The organism is Salmonella sp. SAL04213 (assembly GCF_046550535.1).
GTDB classification, from domain to species: Bacteria; Pseudomonadota; Gammaproteobacteria; order Enterobacterales; family Enterobacteriaceae; genus Salmonella; species Salmonella enterica.
In genome coordinates, this window is the sequence record NZ_JBGDXS010000004.1 from 262489 (window position 1) to 283875 (window position 21387).

The following is a 21387-nucleotide window of genomic DNA, read 5'->3' on the forward strand; positions in this document are numbered from 1 at the left end:
TTATGAAATTACACGTTATTGCTCGTTCATTATTGATAGCTGGTCTGACGGTTTTCAGCGTGTCGTCTCTGGCGGCGCAATCTTTACGTTTTGGTTATGAAACACCGCAAACTGACTCCCAACATATTGCCGCGAAAAAATTTAACGAACTATTAAAAGAAAAAACTAACGGCGAATTAACGCTAAAACTCTTTCCTGACAGCACATTAGGTAACGCCCAGGCAATGATCAGCGGGGTGCGCGGCGGAACCATTGATATGGAAATGTCCGGTTCGAACAATTTCACCGGCCTGGCCCCTGTATTCAACTTACTTGATGTCCCCTTCCTGTTTCGCGATACCGCGCATGCGCATAAAACGCTCGACGGCAAAGTCGGCGATGAACTGAAAAAATCACTCGATTCAAAAGGGTTAAAAGTCCTCGCCTACTGGGAAAACGGTTGGCGCGACGTCACCAACTCCCGCGCGCCGGTAAAAACGCCGGGCGATTTGAAAGGCTTAAAAATCCGCACTAACAACAGCCCAATGAATATCGCGGCCTTTAAAATCTTCGGCGCGAACCCTATTCCGATGCCATTCTCCGAAGTCTATACCGGCCTCGAAACCCGTACGATTGATGCCCAGGAGCACCCTATCAACGTCGTGTGGTCAGCGAAATTCTATGAGGTACAGAAATACCTCTCCCTCACTCATCACGCCTATTCGCCTCTGCTGCTGGTGATCAATAAAGCCAAATTCGACGCTTTAAGCCCGCAGTTCCAGGAGGCACTGCTGAGTTCCGCCAAAGAAGCGGGTGACTACCAGCGCAAACTGGTCGCCGAAGATCAGCAAAAAATTATCGATGGCATGAAAGAAGCCGGAGTTGAAGTCCTGACCGATATCGACCGTAAAGCCTTCAGCGATGCGCTGGGCAGCCAGGTGCGCGATATGTTCCTGAAAGACAACCCGCAGGGCGCCGATCTCCTGAAAGCCGTGGACGAGGTGCAATAAGTCATGAGCAACTACTGGCTGGGGTTAGATTGTGGTGGGAGTTGGCTAAAAGCCGGGTTGTACGATGGCGCAGGCCGGGAAGTAGCGGTGCAACGCCTGCCGCTGCACGCTTTAAGCCCGCAGCCAGGCTGGGTTGAACGCGATATGACCGAACTGTGGCAACAGTGCGGCTCGGTCATCAGCAAACTGCTGACGCACACGGGGGTGAGCGGCTCACAAATCCGCGGTCTGGGTATTTCCGCTCAGGGTAAGGGCCTGTTCCTGTTAGATAAAAGCGATCGGCCATTAGGTAAAGCGATACTCTCTTCCGACCGTCGCGCCATGGAAATTGTCCAGCGCTGGCAAAAAGAAGCGGTTCCGCAAAAACTCTACCCGCTGACCCGGCAAACCCTGTGGACCGGGCATCCAGTCTCCCTTTTACGCTGGGTAAAAGAGAATGAGCCGCAGCGCTACGCGCAGATAGGCTGCGTCATGATGACGCATGACTATCTGCGCTGGTGCTTAACCGGCGTGAAAGGCTGTGAGGAGAGCAACATCTCCGAGTCCAACCTCTACAACATGGCGACGGGCCAGTACGACCTGCGTCTGACCGAGTGGCTGGGCATCAGTGAAATCGACAGCGCGCTGCCCCCCGTGGTGGGTTCAGCCGAAATATGCGGGGAGATCACCGCTCAGGCAGCCGCCATCACCGGTCTGGCGGCGGGTACCCCCGTCGTCGGCGGCCTGTTTGACGTGGTTTCCACCGCCCTTTGCGCCGGTATTGAGGATGAATCAACGCTCAATGCGGTGATGGGTACCTGGGCCGTCACCAGCGGCATCGCTCACGGTCTGCGCGACCATGAGGCCCATCCTTACGTCTATGGCCGCTACGTCAATGACGGGCAGTATATCGTTCACGAAGCCAGCCCGACCTCCTCCGGCAACCTTGAATGGTTTACCGCCCAGTGGGGCTACCTCTCTTTTGACGAGATCAATCAGGCGGTCGCCAGCCTGCCGAAAGCCGGTAGCGACCTCTTTTTTCTGCCGTTTCTCTACGGCAGCAATGCCGGACTGGAGATGACCTGCGGTTTTTACGGCATGCAGGCGCTGCACACCCGCGCGCACCTGCTGCAGGCGATTTATGAAGGCGTGGTCTTCAGCCATATGACCCACCTCAACCGCATGCGTGAACGTTTTACCGACGTTTGCGCCCTGCGCGTTACCGGCGGCCCGGCCCACTCCGACGTCTGGATGCAGATGCTGGCGGACGTCAGCGGTTTACGCATCGAGCTGCCGCAGGTGGAGGAGACCGGCTGCTTCGGCGCGGCGCTGGCAGCCCGCGTCGGCACCGGCGTATATCGCGATTTCCGCGAGGCCCAACGCGACCTGCAGCACCCGGTGCGCACGCTGCTGCCGGACATGACCGCACACGCCCTCTACCAGCGCAAATACCGCCAATACCAGGATTTGATTGAAGCACTACAGGGCTATCACGCCCGTATTAAGGAGCACGCATTATGAGCCGACCATTACTGCAACTGGCGCTCGACCACACCAGTCTGGAAGCAGCCCAACGCGATGTCGCCCTGCTACAGGATCATGTCGATATCGTTGAGGCCGGAACCATCCTTTGTTTAACCGAAGGCCTTAGCGCGGTGAAAGCCCTGCGAGCGCAGTGCCCGGAAAAAATCATCGTCGCCGACTGGAAAGTGGCCGATGCCGGTGAAACCCTGGCGCAGCAGGCTTTTAGCGCTGGCGCTAACTGGATGACTATCATCTGCGCTGCGCCACTCGCGACCGTCGAGAAAGGCCATGCCGTCGCGCAATCCTGCGGCGGTGAAATTCAAATGGAACTGTTCGGCAACTGGACGCTGGACGACGCCCGAGACTGGTATCGCGTCGGGGTTCGCCAGGCGATTTACCACCGCGGACGCGATGCGCAGGCCAGCGGGCAGCAGTGGGGCGAAGCGGACCTGACGCGTATGAAAGCGTTGTCCGACATCGGCCTTGAACTATCGATTACCGGCGGCATTACCCCAGCGGATCTGCCGCTGTTCCGCGACGTTAACGTTAAGGCATTTATCGCCGGACGTGCGCTGGCAGGTGCCGCCCATCCGGCGCAGGTCGCCGCCGAATTCCACGCCCAAATTGACGCCATTTGGGGAGAAAAGCATGCGTAATCATCCATTAGGTATTTACGAGAAAGCACTGGCGAAAGATCTCAGTTGGCCAGAGCGGCTGGTGCTGGCAAAAAGCTGCGGTTTTGATTTTGTCGAGATGTCGGTGGACGAAACGGATGAACGCCTTTCGCGCCTCGAATGGACCTCGGCTCAGCGCGCATCTCTGGTGAGCGCGATGCTGGAAAGCGGCGTCGCCATCCCGTCGATGTGCCTCTCCGCCCATCGTCGATTCCCTTTTGGCAGCCGCGACGAAGCGGTACGCCAGCGGGCGCGTGAAATCATGACCAAAGCCATTCGCCTGGCGCGCGATCTCGGTATCCGCACCATCCAGTTGGCAGGTTACGACGTCTATTACGAAGAGCACGACGAAGGCACCCAGCAACGTTTCGCCGAAGGGCTGGCGTGGGCGGTGGAACAGGCCGCAGCGGCGCAGGTGATGCTGGCGGTGGAAATCATGGATACCGCGTTTATGAACTCCATCAGCAAGTGGAAAAAGTGGGACGAGATGCTTTCGTCACCGTGGTTCACCGTTTATCCAGACGTCGGCAACCTCAGCGCCTGGGGGAACGACGTGACCGCCGAGCTGAAGCTGGGGATTGACCGTATCGCCGCAATTCATCTGAAAGATACGCTGCCGGTGACCGGCGATAGCCCCGGCCAGTTCCGCGACGTGCCGTTTGGCGAAGGATGCGTTGATTTTGTGGGCATCTTCAAAACGCTGCATGAGCTGAACTATCGCGGTTCATTTCTGATTGAGATGTGGACAGAGAAAGCCAGCGAGCCGGTGCTGGAAATTATCCAGGCCCGCCGCTGGATTGAATCACGGATGCAGGAAGGAGGTTTCACATGTTAGAGCAACTGAAAGCCGAGGTGCTGGCGGCAAACCTGGCCCTCCCGGCGCACGGGCTGGTCACCTTTACCTGGGGCAACGTCAGCGCGGTCGATGAGACGCGCAAACTGATGGTCATCAAGCCTTCCGGCGTTGAATATGAGGTGATGACCGCCGACGATATGGTGGTGGTAGAGATCGCCAGCGGTAAGGTCGTTGAAGGCCATAAAAAACCGTCGTCCGATACCGCGACCCATCTGGCGCTCTATCGCCGCTATCCGCAGATCGGTGGGATCGTGCATACCCATTCCCGCCATGCGACGATCTGGTCGCAGGCCGGGCTCGATCTGCCCGCCTGGGGCACCACCCACGCCGACTATTTCTATGGCGCGATCCCCTGTACCCGACTGATGACCGTTGAGGAAATTAACGGCGAGTACGAGTATCAGACCGGCGAGGTGATTATTAAAACCTTTGAAGAGCGCGGTCTGGATCCGGCGCAAATCCCGGCGGTATTGGTTCATTCACACGGCCCGTTTGCCTGGGGTAAAAATGCCGCCGATGCCGTCCACAACGCCGTGGTGCTTGAGGAGTGCGCCTATATGGGGCTGTTCTCGCGCCAGCTGGCTCCGCAGTTGCCGGATATGCAGCCGGAATTGCTCGATAAACACTATCTGCGTAAACACGGCGCGAATGCCTATTACGGGCAGTAATGCCGGCAGCCACAGCCTGTGTCAGATGGCGGCTGCGCCTTATCCGACCTACAAGATTTGCAATATCAATACGTTGTGATGAACTCTTGTAAGCCCGATAAGCAAAGCGCCATCGGACATTCAGTTTGCAACCGCTTTGTCAGAGGGCCAAAGATTATACTCAAGAATTAACGTGTTCCTTACTGTAGCGCCGCTTCCAGGCGGTAGGCGTCAGGCCGGTGTGCTTGCGGAAGATCTGGCGAAAGTAACCAACGTCATTAAAACCGCACCGCTCCGCCACCTCTTTTAACGAACGCGCGTCGCTAATCAGCAACTTTTCCGCCTCGCGCACCCGCTGGCGGTGGATGGCTTCCGTTAGCGTAAGGTGAAATACCCGCCGATAAACGCGTCCCAGATAATCCACATTGCAATGCAGTTCTTTCGCCAGAACCGAGCTGGAAAGCGGCAGGTGATAGTGCGTTCGAATCAGCTGCTGCACTTTCCAGGCCAGCGACACGCCAGCGGCCTCGGCGTTTTCATTCTGCCGGGCGTCAACAGTGAGCTGCTGCAAAATCAGCAGCACGATGAACTCCAGCGCCGGGCTGCGCTGGTGCTTTTCCTGCTCGTTCATAAACTGGCGAAAAAGCGCAATCAGCGCCTGCGGATCGGCAACCTGGGTATGCTGCGGCACGGAAAGATGCGTCAGCCAGCGCGGGTCGCTGTCAGGCGCTTTGACCTCAAAATGGAGCCAGTAAAATTTAAGATCGGCGGGAAACTCCTCAACGCCAATATGGCGGCGATGCGGCCAAAGCAACAGGCTTTCCCCGGCTTCGACACAGAAAACACATTCTTCTTCCTGAATTTTCAGGCAGCCTTTTTCCACAAATATAATTTCCCACGATTGCAGACGCCTGGCAGGATGACGCCCAATGCCGCGAGAAATAAATAATCCGCCGTTTTGGACTTTAATCGGTAATGTCATGGATAATTCGAGCATTAATAGGTCATTTCCCGCTCATTTAGCACCGTATTTCATATTAGCTTTTGATTATTAACTAAAAATAGTCATTTCACTCGATCCATCTCACATTTTTAAATACGGGTCGGAATCGTCATCTTTTTTTACTCTTTTATCGCCTTGTCGCTCACCGCTATCCGGGCAAAATGAATCAAGTCATAACGCGAAAATAAAAATTACTGCCATAAAATACCCCGTCAGCGAGGAATATCTATGACCTCTACAGCCTTAAGGAGCACGAAATGAACGTACTGGAAGTCGATCTGCATAAACTGACGGTCAGCGATCCGTTCCTCGGACAGTATCAACAACTGGTTCGCGATGTGGTTATTCCTTACCAGTGGGATGCGTTAAACGATCGTATTCCAGAGGCTGAACCCAGCCATGCCATTGAAAATTTCCGCATTGCCGCAGGCCAGCAGACGGGCGACTTTTACGGCATGGTCTTTCAGGACAGCGACGTGGCGAAATGGCTGGAAGCGGTTGCCTGGTCACTGTGCCAGAAGCCCGATCCCGCGCTTGAGAAAACCGCCGATGAGGTGATTGAACTGGTGACCGCCGCGCAGTGTGACGATGGCTATCTCAATACGTACTTTACGGCAAAAGCCCCGCAAGAACGCTGGAGCAACCTGGCGGAGTGCCACGAGCTTTATTGCGCCGGGCATCTGATTGAAGCGGGCGTCGCCTTCTTTCAGGCCACCGGCAAGCGTCGGCTGCTAGACGTCGTTTGTCGCCTGGCCGATCATATCGACAGCACTTTCGGCCCTGGCGAAAATCAGCTGCACGGCTATCCGGGCCACCCGGAAATTGAGCTGGCGCTGATGCGTCTGTATGAGGTAACAGAGCAGCCGCGCTATATGACGCTGGCAAGCTACTTTATCGGGCAGCGCGGCGCCCAACCGCACTTCTACGACGAAGAGTACGAAAAACGCGGCCAAACCTCTTACTGGCATACCTACGGCCCGGCGTGGATGGTCAAAGACAAAGCCTACAGCCAGGCGCATCTGCCAATTTCGCAGCAGCAGACGGCCATTGGCCACGCGGTACGTTTTGTCTATCTGATGACTGGCGTGGCGCATCTCGCTCGCCTGAGCAACGATGAAGGCAAACGCCAGGACTGCCTGCGCCTGTGGAAAAATATGGCGCAGCGTCAGCTGTATATCACCGGAGGCATCGGTTCCCAGAGCAGCGGCGAAGCCTTTAGCAGCGATTACGATTTACCGAATGATTCGGTCTATGCGGAAAGCTGCGCTTCAATCGGCCTGATGATGTTCGCCCGCCGGATGCTGGAAATGGAAGCCGATAGCCAGTACGCCGACGTGATGGAGCGCGCGCTGTACAACACCGTCCTCGGCGGTATGGCGCTGGATGGCAAGCATTTCTTCTACGTCAACCCGCTGGAAGTGCATCCAAAATCGTTAAAATTCAACCATATTTACGATCACGTTAAGCCCATCCGCCAGCGCTGGTTTGGCTGCGCCTGCTGCCCGCCGAACATCGCCCGCGTGCTCACCTCCCTTGGTCACTACATCTACACGCCGCGTGCGGATGCGCTGTACATCAATATGTACGTGGGTAACAGCATGGAAATACCGGTTGAAAATGGCGCGCTCAAACTGCGAATCAGCGGGAACTACCCGTGGCATGAGCAGGTGAAGATCGCCATCGACTCTGTGCAGCCGGTACGTCACACGCTGGCGCTACGTCTGCCGGACTGGTGCCCTGAGGCAAAAGTGACGCTCAACGGGCTGGAAGTGGAGCAGGATATTCGCAAAGGTTATCTGCATATCCGTCGGACCTGGCAGGAGGGCGATACGATAACCCTGACGCTGCCGATGCCGGTTCGCCGCGTGTATGGCAATCCGCTGGCGCGTCACGTCGCCGGTAAGGTCGCCATTCAGCGCGGGCCGCTGGTCTATTGCCTTGAGCAGGCCGATAACGGCGAAGAACTGCATAATCTGTGGCTACCGAAAGAGAGTGAATTCCGGGTCTTTGAGGGCAAAGGGCTTTTTGCGCATAAGATGCTGATTCAGGCTGAAGGCGAGAAGCAAAGCGCCCCAGATGCGCAGCATCAGGCGTTGTGGCACTACGATAACGCGCCGTCATCGCGCCAGCCGCAGACGCTAACCTTCATTCCGTGGTTTAGCTGGGCCAACCGTGGCGAGGGCGAAATGCGGATTTGGGTTAACGAGCGGTAATACTGTGCCGGATGGCGGCTGCGCCTTATCCGGCCTACAAGATTTGCAATATCAGTATATTGCGATGAATTTTTGTAGGCCTGATAAGCGAAGCGCCATCAGACATTACCACCAGGCTAATATCAACGCGGTAGGCCCGATAAGCGCAGCGCCATCAGACATTACCACCAAGCTGATATCAATGCGGTAGGCCCGATAAGCGCAGCGCCATCGGGCATTACCACCAGGCTGATATCAATGCGGTAGGCCCGATAAGCGCAGCGCCATCGGGCATTACCTCTTGCGTCAGAACAGCCCCAGCGGCTTATCGGAATAGCTCACCAGCAGGCACTTGGTTTGCTGGTAGTGTTCCAGCATCATCTTATGCGTTTCGCGCCCGATGCCCGACTGCTTATAGCCGCCGAACGCCGCATGTGCCGGATAGGCGTGATAGCAGTTGGTCCATACGCGCCCGGCCTGAATGCCGCGCCCCATCTTATAGGCCAGATTGCCGTTGCGGCTCCAGACGCCAGCGCCCAGGCCGTATTGGGTATCGTTAGCGATTTCCAGCGCCTCCTCCATGGTTTTAAAGGTGGTTACCGCCAGCACCGGGCCAAAGATCTCCTCCTGAAAGACGCGCATATTATTCTTACCAAACAGAATGGTAGGCTCAAGGTAATAGCCCTCTTTAAGTTCGCCATCCAGTTCCTTGCGTCGCCCACCGGTCAGAATATCGGCCCCCTCTTTTTTACCGATATCGATATAATTGAGGATAGTCTCAAGCTGGCCGTGGGAAACCTGCGCCCCCATCTGTGTACCGCTATCTAGCGGGTTCCCGCTGCGAATGCTCTCTACCCGGCGAATAGCGCGCTCCATAAAGCGCTCATAGATGGACTCCTGGACCAGCGCACGGCTTGGACAGGTACACACCTCGCCCTGGTTAAAGGCAAACAGGGCAAATCCCTCCAGCGCTTTATCAAAGAACGCATCTTCCTCATCCATCACGTCAGCGAAGAAGATATTGGGCGATTTACCGCCTAACTCCAGCGTCACCGGAATAATATTCTGCGTGGCGTACTGCATGATCTGTTGACCCACTTCCGTCGAACCGGTAAACGCCACCTTCGCGATACGTTTCGAGGTCGCCAGATATTCGCCGATCTCGCCGCCCGCGCCGTTCACGACGTTGACGACGCCCGGCGGTAACAGATCGCCAATGACTTCCATTAACAGCAGAACGGAAAGCGGCGTCAGGCGTGCCGGTTTAAGCACCACGCAGTTACCCGCCGCCAGCGCTGGCGCCATTTTCCAGCTTGCCATCAACAACGGAAAGTTCCACGGGATTATCTGCCCCACGACGCCAAGCGGTTCGTGAAAATGGTAGGCCACGGTTTCGCTATCAACTTCGCTGATCCCGCCCTCCTGCGCACGTATACAGGAGGCGAAATAGCGGAAATGATCGATCGCCAGCGGTACGTCGGCGGCGCTGGTTTCACGAATCGGTTTACCGTTATCCCAGGTTTCCGCTGTCGCCAACAGTTCGAGGTTTTGTTCCATCCGATCGGCGATCTTAAACAAGATAGCGGCACGGTCTTGTACTGACGTATGCGCCCACTTATCTTTCGCCTTATGCGCGGCGTCGAGCGCTAAATCGATATCTTTTTTACCGGAGGAAGCGACTTCACATAGCGGCTGGCCGGTCACTGGCGTCAGGTTTTGATAATATTCGCCGTCGGCGGGCGCAACCCAGTCACCGCCAATAAAATTGTCATAGCGGGCTTTTAACTTCAGTGGGTACCCGTATTCACCTGGCTGAATACGTGTTGAAGGGGGATTGTTCGTCATGACCAACTCCTTATTGTAAAGGTACTCCACAAGGGTAGACGGTACTGGTGAATTTTTCGCCAATGGTTTCCCGCTTTACGACAGCAATCACGAATTACTTTCCTTTACGTTTCTCCGTCTGGTTTTAGCCATACTAAACAGGTGCCTGTTTAACGTACGGAGAACACTATGCAGCAATATATCGGTATTGATGTGGGAGGAACTCACGTCAAATATGGCGTGATTAACAGTGACGGCGAAGAATTAACCCATCATCAATTCGATACGCCAGAGGACGCCTCCACGTTTACCCGCAAATGGCAGGATGTGGTGGCGCGTTGCCAACAGGACTATGACATTGCGGCAATCGGGGTCAGTTTCCCCGGCCATATTAATCCCCATAACGGTCATGCGGCAAAAGCGGGCGCGCTGGCTTACCTGGATGACGTCAACCTGATGGAGTTGTTCAGCGGGCTGACCGCTCTGCCGCTGGTCGTGGAGAACGACGCGAACTGCGCGGCGCTGGGCGAAATGTGGCGAGGCGCCGGGCAGCATTATGACAATCTGGTCTGTATTACCATTGGAACCGGCATTGGCGGCGGTATTATCGTCGGACGAGAACTGTATCGCGGCGCGCATTTTCACGCCGGTGAATTCGGCGTCATGCCGGTCGGGAATAATGGCGAAAGTATGCATAAAATCGCGTCAACCAGCGGATTAATGGCGTCGTGCCGCCAGGCGCTGGCGCTGCCCGCCGAAGAGATGCCGCCTGCGGATGTGATCTTCGAACGAATGGCGACCGATGTTCATCTGCGTGAGGCGGTCAATGACTGGGCGCGTTATCTGTCACGCGGCGTTTACAGCGTGATCTCTATGTTTGATCCGGGCGTGGTGCTGATCGGCGGAGGAATAAGCGAACAGGAAAAGCTCTACCCGCTCCTGACGCGGCATCTTGAAACGTTTGAAATGTGGGAGGCGCTCCAGGTACCGATTCAGCCCTGCCAACTGGGAAATCAGGCGGGCAGGCTGGGCGCCGTCTGGCTGGCGCAGCAACAGCTCGCTCGAAGCTAACGAGTTACGCCTTATCCGGCCTGCATCGTCTACGCAGGCCCGGTAAGCGTCCGCGCCACCGGGCAAAGACGTTACATCGCCGCGCGATAAATTTCCACAATCTCATCGTGAGTCGCCTGAATAAGGCGCAAAGAATACGGGTGAAATTATCCTGATAACAGGTTCACGCTGGCTATTTTAAGAAGCCAGAAAAATAAAAAGCACATCTGGTTCATTTCCTGATGTGCTTTTTATAAAGCAACGCAATAATTGTATTGCTTCATTTGTTATTTAATTTAACCATTTCATTCTTTTTGCGGAAATAATAACGCATCACGTAATAAATGATCATTCCCACGACGTCGTGTAAATCCAATCCGGTCAAAATATTCAAGGATCTGAATGGCCAGTTTCCGCCCTACATTCAGCCTGTCGCGAAAATCCGCCGCACACGTTGATCCTCTCTCTTGATCCAGCTCGCGGATCATATTGGCGAAAGCGACTATCCGATCGTTACGATAGTACCGATCTTTTACGATCGCGGTAATGATGCCTTGCTGTGCCGCCTGCCGCAGCACCAGCCGCATCAATTGTTCTTCCGTTCCGGTCTCTTTCGCCAGATCGCGTACCCACCAGGGCTCATCGCCAAATAGCGGTTCGACTTTTTGCCAGACGGCCTGCTGCTCATCGCTAAATCCTGCTTTATGATCCGGCAGATGCAACCAACCGTGATGGCTATGAATCAGGCCGTCGTCGCGCATCCGCTCGATCAGCATCAGGACCAGCGCTTCATCCTCCATTGGCAGGGCCATGCGACGTAAACGCTCGCGTCCCGGCCCCGGTTCATCGCGGTGCTGTTCGTGGTAGGTCGCCAGCGTATCAAGAATCTTACGCTGCCAGCGGGCGGCGACGGGCGCGCTTAACAGATTGTCTCCGGCCTGGATAAAACCATGTTGCTCAATAAGCTGACGCATACCGAGAGGATTAAGCTGACGCGCCCAACCGAAATCCGGCAGGTTGACGGCGCCGCGTTCCAGATGAATGGCCAACGCCGCGCTATCGTCCTGCGCGGCGGCAAGCGTTGAAAGCCAGTGCAAATAATCTGGCTTACGTTTACCGCGACGTGGCGCCTTAAGCGTCACCACGAGTGCGCCGGCAAGGGTGGCGCGTGCGGAAATATCACGCAGCACCAGTCTGTCATTATCGGCCAGCCACAACGGCGTATCAAAGATCAGCTCGGCCAGCCCGCCTTCCAGCAAAGAGACGCGACCGGTCACATGGCTGGCGGCATGGTGAATATGTAGCGGCTGCCATTGGGAAAGCGGCGCATGAAGCGCCAGAGAAACGATCACCCGGGAAAAAGCCTCCCCCACCGGCGCATCGGAAAGCAGCCAGTCGCCGCGGTTAAGCTGCTCCTTCTCCGCATCGCCCGCAATATTGAGCGCAATACGTTGCCCGGCATACGCATGGTCAGTGGGCTGATTTTGCGCGTGTAGACTTCGTACGCGCATCGGCGTATTTACTCCGGTTAACCACAGCGTATCACCTACCTTTACCTCTCCGCTCAGCGCCGTTCCGGTCACCACCAGTCCCGCCCCTTTCACCGTAAACGCACGGTCGATAGCCAGACGGAAACGATGCTGCGCGGCGTGCAAACGTGCAGGAAGCTGCTGTAAATGAGCGCGAAGTTCTGCAATACCGCGTCCTTCATTGGCGGCGGTGACAAATACAACGGTATCGGCGAAGCCATAGTTGTCGAGCGCCGCCAGTACCTCTTCACGTACTTCACCGATACGCGCCTCATCCACGCGATCGGCTTTGGTCAGCGCGACGGTGAGCTGGAGATTGCCCGTCAGTTGCAGGATCTGTAAATGCTCGCGCGTTTGCGCCATGACGCCGTCATCACAGGCGACCACCAGCAAAGCGTGATCAATACCGCCTACGCCCGCCAGCATGTTAGAGAGGAATTTTTCATGTCCAGGCACATCGATAAAGCCCAGCACACGACCATCCGGCTGCGGCCAATAGGCGTAGCCCAGATCGATAGTCATCCCGCGTTTTTTCTCTTCCGGCAGGCGATCGGCATTGACTCCGGTAATCGCCTGGAGCAACGTCGTTTTACCGTGGTCTACGTGTCCGGCAGTTGCAATAATCATTTCAGCATCATCTCCATAAACCGGCTTTCGTCTTCAAGACAGCGCATATCCAGCCATAAACGGCCATCATAAATTCGGCCAATGACCGGTACAGGCAGCGTGCGCCAGCGGGCCGCCAGTGCCTCCAGCCGACTACCACGCCCGTCGTGCGGGGTAAAGGTCATGGCGGCGCTGGGAAGGCGGTCTACTGGTAATGAACCGCTGCCGATTTGCGACAGGCAGGGTTTAACCTCCAGCGCAAATTCATCGCCGTAACGTGCCGCCAGCCGCGCCTGTAACCGCTGCGCTTGTTCGCGAATCGACGCTTCATTGCGGGTTAACAGACGCAGGGTGGGTAATTTCTCCGCCAACGCTTCCGGGTGCAGATACAGACGTAACGTTGCCTCCAGCGCCGCCAGCGTCATTTTATCCGCGCGCAGAGCGCGTTTCAGCGGATGGCTTTGCAGTTGGGCAATCATCGCTTTTTTGCCGACGATAATCCCGGCCTGCGGCCCGCCCAGCAACTTATCGCCGGAGAAGCTTACCAGGCTGACGCCTGCGGCAATGAGCTGCTGCGGCATCGGCTCTTTGGGTAAGCCATATTGACTTAAATCCACCAGCGAACCGCTGCCCAGATCCGCCACCACCGGAATATCCAGCTCTCGCCCGATTTCCGCCAGTTCCGCTTCCTCTACCGTTTTGGTAAAGCCCTCAATGCTGTAATTACTGGTATGCACCTTCATCAACAGCCCGGTATTTTCATTTACCGCCTGACGGTAATCTTTCGCGTGCGTCCGGTTGGTGGTGCCCACTTCATGCAGCGTACAGCCCGCCTGGCGCATAACATCCGGAATACGAAACGCGCCGCCGATTTCGACCAGCTCGCCACGCGAAACCACCACCTCTTTGCCGCTGGCGGTCGCCGCCAGCATCAGCAATACCGCCGCCGCATTGTTATTGACGATACAGGCGTCCTCCGCCCCGGTGATACGGCATAACAGCGTCGCCAGCGCCCGGTCGCGATGCCCCCGCCCGGCGCCATCTAAATCGTATTCCAGCGTCACCGGCGCGCGCATCGCCTGCGTTACCGCCTCAATCGCTTCTTGCGCCTGCAATGCGCGGCCAAGATTGGTGTGCAACACCGTCCCCGTCAGGTTAATCACCGGGCGCAGCGCGCTTTGCGCCGCATTTTCCAGCCGGAGTTTCGCCTCTTGCGCCCAGTCTGCGTACCAGTCGGGAAGCGTTTGCGTATTCCGGATGACGTCGCGCGCGTCGTCAAGCATCCGCCTAAGCAGATCAACCACCTGGGTATGGCCATACCGATCGCGCAGAGAAAGAAAAGCGCTATCGTGCAATAAGCGATCGATAGCAGGAAGCTGGCTGTAGAGTGTACGCGTTTCGCTTGTCATGAAAATGCCTGGCTGTTGGTGGCCCTCTCCTGGCGGGAGAGGGATATCGACATAAGGGGGATTGTAACGTGAGTTTGCTCAGGCGGACATAATGCGCGTCAAGCCTTTGGCGCTTCGGTGCGGGCAAAGCTTTCGCGTTGAAAAAGCGTTTCGACCAGTTTGACCAGGTGGGGGCGGCTAACACACCAGCCAGGCGCGACCCGGCGGAAGTTGAGATAGCCTACCGCACAGGCAATCGCGATAGTCGCCAGATTGACCGTATCCGTTTTTAGCGTCCCGTCGCTCAGATAACTTTCGAGCATATCCAGGCTGCGGTTGATTTTTTCCCGCTGGCGCAGCAGTTCCGTTTCCGATTGTTGCGCCGCCGGACGCGCCTGTTCGCGTACAGAAACCAACGCTGCATCCATAATGCCGTCAGCCAACGCTTCAAGCTGGCGAACTTTAAGCGCTGCCATCGGGTCACGCGGGAGCATCGCTGGCGCGATATCCAGCAGCTCAATATATTCCGCGATGATCGGCGAATCGAACCAATACTCGCCTTTCTCCGTCACCAGCGCTGGCACCTTACCCAGAGGGTTGTATTGCGCCACGCCGTTATCCGCCTCGTAGGGTAGTTCATTAATAAATTCGAAGGTAATGCCTTTTTCGAGCAGCAGAACAGAGATTTTGCGCACAAAAGGGCTGGTGTAGCTACCGATGAGTTTCATGCCGTGTCCTTTTTGCCAACCAGTAAAAATCATAGTATGGCTCAAATAAGACGAAAAGAGACGCAAAAGGAGGTTGCTGAATGACATAACGTGAGTGAGCTCGCGACAAAATGTTTGCCGGATCGTATTGGCGTTACCCGGGCTTAAAATTTCTTGTGAAGAGGATCACAAAAATTCAACAAAGCACCAAAATAAAAATGTGAAATATCTCACATAAAATGGTCTTTTAAGGGCTAAAAATTAGATTCGTTGTTTTTTTACACAGCCACTTTGTGATCAATATCACATCAATTACCTCTCTACCCCCTATATTTATGTGACACAAATCACATAAATTGTCCCTGTCTGGACAGTTGAACGATTCAGTGCCAGATTGCGCAGTATCTACACTACAGGGTCCGGCTACCTCTGCCGCTACATTAACAAACCTCGGGCTTTCAGCCTGCGCGACAGCAACATAAGAAGGGGTGTTTTTATGTCATCCGATATTAAGATCAAAGTGCAAAGCTTTGGTCGATTCCTCAGCAATATGGTGATGCCTAATATCGGCGCGTTTATCGCGTGGGGTATTATCACCGCATTATTTATTCCAACAGGGTGGTTGCCTAACGAAACGCTGGCGAAACTGGTTGGTCCGATGATCACCTACCTGCTGCCGCTGCTCATCGGTTATACCGGCGGTCGTCTGGTTGGCGGCGAGCGCGGCGGCGTGGTGGGAGCTATCACTACCATGGGCGTTATTGTCGGCGCGGATATGCCGATGTTCCTCGGCTCAATGATCGCCGGTCCATTAGGCGGCTACTGCATTAAGAAATTCGACAGTTGGGTAGACGGTAAGATCAAATCCGGTTTTGAGATGCTGGTGAACAACTTCTCCGCTGGCATTATCGGTATGATCCTCGCCATCCTGGCGTTCCTCGGTATTGGTCCGGCGGTTGAAGTCCTGTCCAAAATTCTGGCGGCGGGCGTTAACTTCATGGTGGCGCACGATATGCTGCCGCTGGCGTCCATTTTTGTTGAACCGGCGAAAATCCTGTTCCTCAATAACGCGATTAACCACGGCATCTTCTCACCACTGGGTATCCAGCAGTCCCATGAGATGGGTAAATCCATCTTCTTCCTGATTGAAGCTAACCCGGGTCCGGGGATGGGCGTCCTGCTGGCGTACATGTTCTTCGGTCGCGGCAGCGCTAAACAGTCTGCGGGCGGCGCGGCAATTATCCACTTCCTGGGCGGTATCCATGAGATCTACTTCCCGTACGTGCTGATGAACCCACGTCTGATCCTGGCCGTTATCCTTGGCGGTATGACCGGCGTATTCACCCTGACCATCCTGAACGGCGGTCTGGTTTCTCCGGCTTCTCCTGGCTCGATTCTGGCGGTACTGGCGATGACGCCAAAAGGCGCTTACTTCGCTAACATCGCTGCCATCGTGGCGGCAATGGCAGTCTCCTTCGTGGTTTCTGCAATTCTGCTGAAAACCAGCAAAGTGAAAGAAGAAGATGACATTGAAGCGGCCACCCGTCGTATGCAGGACATGAAAGCGGAATCTAAAGGCGCCTCTCCGCTGGCGGCTGGCGACGTGACCAACGACCTGAGCCATGTGCGTAAAATCATCGTGGCTTGCGATGCCGGTATGGGTTCCAGCGCGATGGGCGCAGGGGTACTGCGTAAGAAAGTACAGGATGCGGGCCTGAGCCAGATCTCCGTCACCAACAGCGCCATTAACAATCTGCCGCCGGATGTGGATCTGGTCATTACTCACCGTGACCTTACCGAGCGCGCGATGCGTCAGGTACCGCAGGCGCAGCATATTTCGCTGACCAACTTCCTGGATAGCGGCCTGTACACCAGCCTGACCGAACGTCTGGTTGCCGCACAGCGCCACAATACTAATGAAGAGAAAGTACGCGACCATCTGAAAGACAGCTTTGAGGAGGGTGATAACAACCTGTTCAAACTGGGTGCGGAGAATATCTTCCTGGGCCGTAAAGCCGCTAACAAAGAAGAGGCGATTCGCTTTGCCGGTGAACAACTGGTGAAAGGCGGCTATGTTGAGCCGGAATACGTCGAGGCGATGCTGGACCGCGAAAAGCTGACGCCGACTTACCTCGGTGAATCCATCGCAGTACCGCACGGTACAGTGGAAGCGAAAGATCGCGTGCTGAAAACCGGCGTGGTGTTCTGCCAGTATCCGGAAGGCGTACGCTTCGGTGAAGAAGAAGACGATATTGCCCGTCTGGTCATTGGTATCGCCGCACGTAACAATGAGCACATCCAGGTCATCACCAGCCTGACCAACGCGCTGGATGATGAATCCGTAATCGAACGTCTGGCGCACACCACCAGCGTGGATGAAGTGCTGGAACTGCTGGCAGGTAAAAAAGCTTAACAGTTAAGTATCCCCAAAATAGTTCGAGCTGCAGGAAGGCGGCAACGCAGTGAATCCCCAGGAGCGTACATAAGTACGTGACTGGGGTGAGCGAGGAGAGCCAACGCATCTGCAGTTCGAAATATGAAGGCGATACCCTCTCCCTTGTGGAGAGGGTTAGGTTGAGGGAAAAGCCTCACCCCAGCCCTCTCGGGTAAAAACATTAATGAAGGTTAATACTATGAAAGCATTACATTTTGGCGCAGGTAATATCGGTCGTGGCTTTATCGGCAAACTGCTGGCTGACGCGGGGATACAACTGACGTTTGCGGATGTAAACCAGGTCGTACTCGATGCCCTGAATGCCCGTCATAGCTATCAGGTTCATGTTGTGGGTGAAAATGAGCAGGTGGATACGGTTTCCGGCGTCAACGCTGTCAGCAGCATCGGCGATGATGTTGTCGACCTGATTGCCCACGTTGATTTAATCACTACTGCCGTGGGTCCGGTTGTGCTTGAGCGTATCGCTCCGGCCATCGCTAAAGGGCTGGTAAAACGTAAGGCGCAGGGCGTGGATGCCCCGCTGAATATCATCGCCTGTGAAAATATGGTGCGCGGCACCACGCAGCTGAAAGGCCACGTAATGAACGCGCTGGCGGATGGCGATAAAGCCTGGGTTGAACAGCACGTCGGTTTTGTCGATTCCGCCGTTGACCGTATTGTGCCGCCATCTGCTTCTGCGACCAACGATCCGCTGGAAGTGACGGTAGAAACCTTCAGCGAGTGGATCGTCGATAAAACTCAGTTCAAAGGCACACTGCCAAACATCCCGGGGATGGAGTTAACGGATAACCTGATGGCATTTGTCGAACGTAAACTCTTCACGCTGAACACAGGTCATGCTATAACCGCGTACCTCGGCAAATTAGCCGGTCATCAAACCATTCGCGACGCCATTCTCGATGAGAGTATTCGCGCGGTGGTGAAAGGCGCGATGGAAGAAAGCGGCGCGGTGCTGATCAAACGCTACGGTTTTGATGCCGACAAACATGCGGCATACATTCAGAAAATCCTCGGTCGTTTTGAAAACCCGTATCTGAAAGATGACGTCGAACGCGTAGGTCGTCAGCCGCTACGCAAACTCAGCGCGGGCGACCGTCTGATCAAACCACTGCTTGGCACCCTGGAATATGGTCTGCCGCATGTGAATCTGGTCAAAGGGATCGCGGCGGCGATGCATTTCCGTAGTGATGAAGATCCGCAGGCGCAGGAGTTGGCGGCTCTGATTACCGAAAAAGGCCCGCAGGCCGCGCTGGCGCAAATTTCCGGGCTGGATGCCAATAGCGATGTGGTGGCGGAGGCGGTTAACGCATATAACGCGACCAAATGACGCAGAATCCGGCGCAGGTTAGCCTGCGCCCAAATAACAGATTGTCAGATATGCAGGCAATAATGGAACAAACCCAGGCCTTTGAAAATCGTGTGCTTGAGCGTCTGAATGCTGGCAAAACCGTACGGAGCTTCCTGATTACCGCCGTCGAGTTATTGACCGAGGCGGTGAATATTCTGGTGCTCCAGGTGTTTCGCAAAGACGACTATGCGGTGAAATACGCTGTGGAACCGTTGCTGGACGGCGACGGGCCGCTGGGCGATCTTTCGGTACGTCTGAAACTTATCTATGGTCTGGGCGTACTCAGCCGCACCGAATATGAAGATGCGGAGCTGTTAATGGCGCTGCGCGAAGAGCTGAATCACGACGGCAATGAGTACGCCTTTACCGACGATGAAATCCTCGGGCCGTTTGGCGAACTGCACTGCGTCATGGCGCTACCGCCGCCGCCGCATTTTGATACGTCCGACGCGGCGCTATACGCCATGCAAATTCAGCGCTACCAGCAGGCGGTGCGTTCGACGATGGTTCTCTCTCTGACCGAGCTGATTTCTAAAATCAGCTTAAAAAAGGCCTTTCAAAAGTAAATCCCGCCGTTAACCTCTTTCTTCTTCTTTTGGTCGGTACAGCCGTCGGTAATATTCCAGACGCTGCAAATAAATGGGCGCGCTCTCCGACGGCACTTCGGAAGGAACATAATCACGCGGCGGCGTTTTATTCAGGTATTCACGGAACGCCTGGCTGGACGCCATAAAATCGACGGCTTTATCAATAAGAAGTGGTACGTTCTCACCTATTTTTGCCATGATAGATCCTCCATGTGGGACCCGCGTCTGACTCCCGCGGTCGCTTATTTGAGTTTAGGATCAATTTAGCGTTGTCATTGAGGAAAATGTGCTTAATCGCTTTTCTTGCCGACAAAAGGGCGCTTCATCTTTTCTTTCGACAAAAAGGATTTTATTCTCAACGAGATAATTAAATAGTGAGCAGTGTAATACTTGCCATAATTGATTATCTTTACGTCATGAGTTGTGAAGAATCACTCACTGCGCGCATACTATAAGGTATCTATCCCATTTCTATCAGAAGCTATCCCATGAAAGAAGTCGAAAAAAACGAAATTAAACGCCTGAGCGATCGTCTTGACGCTATTCGCCACCAGCAGGCAGGTCTCTCTCTGGTTGAATCCGCCGATAAATACGCGGAGCTGGAAAAAGAAAAAGAGACGCTGGAAGCAGAAATTATCCGTCTGCGCGAAGTACACAGCCAGAAACTGAGTAAAGAAGCGCAGAAGCTGATGAACCTGCCGTTTCGCCGCGCGATCACTAAAAAAGAGCAGGCCGATATGGGCAAACTCAAAAAAAGCGTACGCGGCCTGATCGTGGTCCACCCGATGACGGCGCTGGGCCGGGAAATGGGGCTCAAAGAGATGACAGGCTTCGCGAAGAGCGAGTTCTAAACCTTCCGCATCACAGGCTCTCAGGACACCCGTTGTACGGAGGGTGTCTTGAGAGCATCGGGCTATATTCCGAATTTTTCCTGGAAGTATTTACACCGCTTATATACAAGTTCATTTTTAACGGTAGTCCCTGCTTTTTCAGGATGAAAAATTCCACTATCATGCCTGTTTGTATTTATACAATGAATTTTTTTTCATCCTCTTTTCTTATATCCCGCAGAATATGATTGACCCGCAAAATTAAATAACATTATCATCCCTGAAAAAAATCCCCATACATAAATATTATAATTATATTTTTATAAAGCATTGCTATGAGTAATTGATAAACAACGTCGGGTATTTGCGCATTTCTATAGAAACAATGAATGTTTTAATTATAACCATATATTAATGGCTATTGGCAATGCTCGCAAAATGATAAGTTAGCTGTATAAATAACAGGTTAACTATTTATATTATATAAATTATTAACAAGGATATTTTATATGCACAAAAATGGAAAATTTATCCCCCTGCTTGCTTTGGGATTCACATTCTTTTTATCTGGTTGTGACTACTTTGCAGATAAACACCTTGTTGAAGAGCTGAAAAAACAACAAAAAGAACAAGAAACAAAGATAAACCTGTTAGAAAAACAACAAAAAGAACAAGAAGCAAAGATGAATTTGCTAGAAAAACAACAAGCTACGGTTATCAACACGACTCAAAAGGTCGCCGAAGTCGTTGGCCGCGTTGAACGCAAACAACGGCTATTCGACTATACAGAACTGGACCCATCACAAACGCACTATTTTATTATTAACAACGGCAATATCGGATTAGCCGGGCGTATTCTATCTATTGAACCAATAGATAATGGAAGTGTTATTCATCTTGATTTAGTTAACTTACTCAGCATTCCCGTATCAAACCTTGCGTTTAATATGACATGGGGTACGAAAAAACCTTCCGAGGCAAAAGATCTGCCTCGCTGGCGACAACTCCTGCTCAACACAAAAATGGATTCGACAATCGAACTCTTACCGGGAGCATGGACAAACGTCACGCTAACATTAAAAGGCGTATCGCCCAATAATCTTAAGTATCTAAAAATAGGTATTAACATGGAGAATGTCATATTCGACAGCATACAGCCTATTAATGATACGAAAAAGAAGCCAAAAAAATAATAGCCA

At 54.0% G+C, this 21387-nt stretch carries 18 protein-coding genes; 12 read left to right on the plus strand and 6 right to left on the minus strand.

The window, feature by feature from the left end; genetic code table 11:
* The first annotated feature begins 2 nt into the window (after positions 1–2).
* The 5 genes from yiaO to araD are packed head-to-tail and all read left to right on the plus strand — an operon-like array spanning position 3 to position 4690.
* Positions 3–989 carry a 2,3-diketo-L-gulonate TRAP transporter substrate-binding protein YiaO gene (gene yiaO / locus ACLJPQ_RS13035; protein ID WP_000766337.1) on the plus strand — a complete coding sequence of 329 codons (987 nt, stop codon included), beginning with the start codon at positions 3–5 and terminating at the stop codon, positions 987–989.
* A 3-nt stretch (positions 990–992) separates the two neighbouring features.
* Positions 993–2489 (plus strand): FGGY-family carbohydrate kinase, encoded by a 1497-nt coding sequence (locus tag ACLJPQ_RS13040; protein WP_080108743.1) that lies wholly within the window; start codon positions 993–995, stop codon positions 2487–2489.
* Complete coding sequence (gene ulaD / locus ACLJPQ_RS13045) at positions 2486–3148, plus strand: 3-keto-L-gulonate-6-phosphate decarboxylase UlaD (protein WP_023181759.1); 663 nt, start codon at positions 2486–2488, stop codon at positions 3146–3148. The genes ACLJPQ_RS13040 and ulaD overlap by 4 nt, the downstream gene beginning before the upstream one ends.
* On the plus strand, positions 3141–4001 hold the full coding sequence (locus ACLJPQ_RS13050; RefSeq protein ID WP_023206929.1) for an L-ribulose-5-phosphate 3-epimerase: 861 nt from the start codon (positions 3141–3143) through the stop codon (positions 3999–4001). The genes ulaD and ACLJPQ_RS13050 overlap by 8 nt, the downstream gene beginning before the upstream one ends.
* Positions 3995–4690, plus strand: a complete 696-nt coding sequence (araD, locus tag ACLJPQ_RS13055) for an L-ribulose-5-phosphate 4-epimerase (protein WP_000893169.1) — start codon at positions 3995–3997, stop codon at positions 4688–4690. Before ACLJPQ_RS13050 ends, araD begins: the two co-directional genes overlap by 7 nt.
* Positions 4691–4850: 160 nt before the next feature.
* On the opposite strand, the gene ACLJPQ_RS13060 is transcribed toward araD, so the two are convergent.
* Complete coding sequence (locus tag ACLJPQ_RS13060) at positions 4851–5666, minus strand: helix-turn-helix domain-containing protein (RefSeq protein ID WP_000891816.1); 816 nt, start codon at positions 5664–5666, stop codon at positions 4851–4853.
* A gap of 263 nt (positions 5667–5929) precedes the next feature.
* Between ACLJPQ_RS13060 and ACLJPQ_RS13065 the strand changes: the two genes are divergently transcribed.
* Positions 5930–7885: a glycoside hydrolase family 127 protein gene (locus ACLJPQ_RS13065; protein ID WP_080184960.1), complete on the plus strand. Its 1956-nt coding sequence runs from the start codon at positions 5930–5932 to the stop codon at positions 7883–7885.
* A 285-nt stretch (positions 7886–8170) separates the two neighbouring features.
* Here ACLJPQ_RS13065 and aldB read toward each other — a convergent pair whose 3' ends face one another.
* Positions 8171–9709 (minus strand): aldehyde dehydrogenase AldB, encoded by a 1539-nt coding sequence (gene aldB / locus ACLJPQ_RS13070; RefSeq protein WP_000183988.1) that lies wholly within the window; start codon positions 9707–9709, stop codon positions 8171–8173.
* Positions 9710–9877: 168 nt separating this feature from the next.
* Between aldB and ACLJPQ_RS13075 the strand changes: the two genes are divergently transcribed.
* Entirely contained in the window at positions 9878–10759 is an 882-nt protein-coding gene (locus tag ACLJPQ_RS13075; protein ID WP_080184959.1) for an ROK family protein, read from the plus strand.
* Between the two features lie 284 nt (positions 10760–11043).
* Here ACLJPQ_RS13075 and selB read toward each other — a convergent pair whose 3' ends face one another.
* The 3 genes from selB to ACLJPQ_RS13090 all read right to left on the minus strand — a co-directional run bounded on the left by selB (position 11044) and on the right by ACLJPQ_RS13090 (position 14989).
* The gene (selB, locus tag ACLJPQ_RS13080; RefSeq protein WP_080184958.1) at positions 11044–12894 is read right to left on the minus strand and encodes a selenocysteine-specific translation elongation factor; all 1851 of its coding nucleotides are present in this window, start codon (positions 12892–12894) and stop codon (positions 11044–11046) included.
* Positions 12891–14282, minus strand: coding sequence for an L-seryl-tRNA(Sec) selenium transferase (gene selA / locus ACLJPQ_RS13085; protein WP_080184957.1), 1392 nt, complete (start codon positions 14280–14282; stop codon positions 12891–12893). The genes selB and selA overlap by 4 nt, the downstream gene beginning before the upstream one ends.
* Before the next feature lie 98 nt (positions 14283–14380).
* A complete protein-coding gene (locus tag ACLJPQ_RS13090) occupies positions 14381–14989 on the minus strand; it encodes a glutathione S-transferase (RefSeq protein ID WP_000766681.1) in 609 nt (202 codons plus the stop codon).
* Positions 14990–15464: 475 nt separating this feature from the next.
* Here ACLJPQ_RS13090 and mtlA point away from each other — a divergent pair, with 475 nt between their 5' ends.
* The 3 genes from mtlA (at position 15465) to mtlR (ending at position 19337) form a co-directional block, all read left to right on the plus strand.
* Positions 15465–17381 carry a PTS mannitol transporter subunit IICBA gene (mtlA, locus tag ACLJPQ_RS13095; RefSeq protein WP_000093290.1) on the plus strand — a complete coding sequence of 639 codons (1917 nt, stop codon included), beginning with the start codon at positions 15465–15467 and terminating at the stop codon, positions 17379–17381.
* A gap of 220 nt (positions 17382–17601) precedes the next feature.
* Positions 17602–18750, plus strand: coding sequence for a mannitol-1-phosphate 5-dehydrogenase (mtlD, locus tag ACLJPQ_RS13100; protein ID WP_000645395.1), 1149 nt, complete (start codon positions 17602–17604; stop codon positions 18748–18750).
* The gene (mtlR, locus tag ACLJPQ_RS13105; protein WP_000193201.1) at positions 18747–19337 is read left to right on the plus strand and encodes a mannitol operon repressor MtlR; all 591 of its coding nucleotides are present in this window, start codon (positions 18747–18749) and stop codon (positions 19335–19337) included. The genes mtlD and mtlR overlap by 4 nt, the downstream gene beginning before the upstream one ends.
* Before the next feature lie 9 nt (positions 19338–19346).
* Here the strand turns inward: mtlR and ACLJPQ_RS13110 are convergent, their stop codons facing one another.
* The gene (locus tag ACLJPQ_RS13110) at positions 19347–19556 is read right to left on the minus strand and encodes a hypothetical protein (RefSeq protein ID WP_001062558.1); all 210 of its coding nucleotides are present in this window, start codon (positions 19554–19556) and stop codon (positions 19347–19349) included.
* 290 nt (positions 19557–19846) lie between these two features.
* On the opposite strand from ACLJPQ_RS13110, the gene ACLJPQ_RS13115 reads away from it, so the two are divergent.
* Both ACLJPQ_RS13115 and ACLJPQ_RS13120 read left to right on the plus strand, forming a co-directional pair.
* Entirely contained in the window at positions 19847–20209 is a 363-nt protein-coding gene (locus tag ACLJPQ_RS13115) for a YibL family ribosome-associated protein (protein ID WP_000665687.1), read from the plus strand.
* 488 nt (positions 20210–20697) lie between these two features.
* Positions 20698–21381, plus strand: a complete 684-nt coding sequence (locus ACLJPQ_RS13120) for a DUF3251 domain-containing protein (protein ID WP_000549449.1) — start codon at positions 20698–20700, stop codon at positions 21379–21381.
* Positions 21382–21387: the final 6 nt, after the last annotated feature.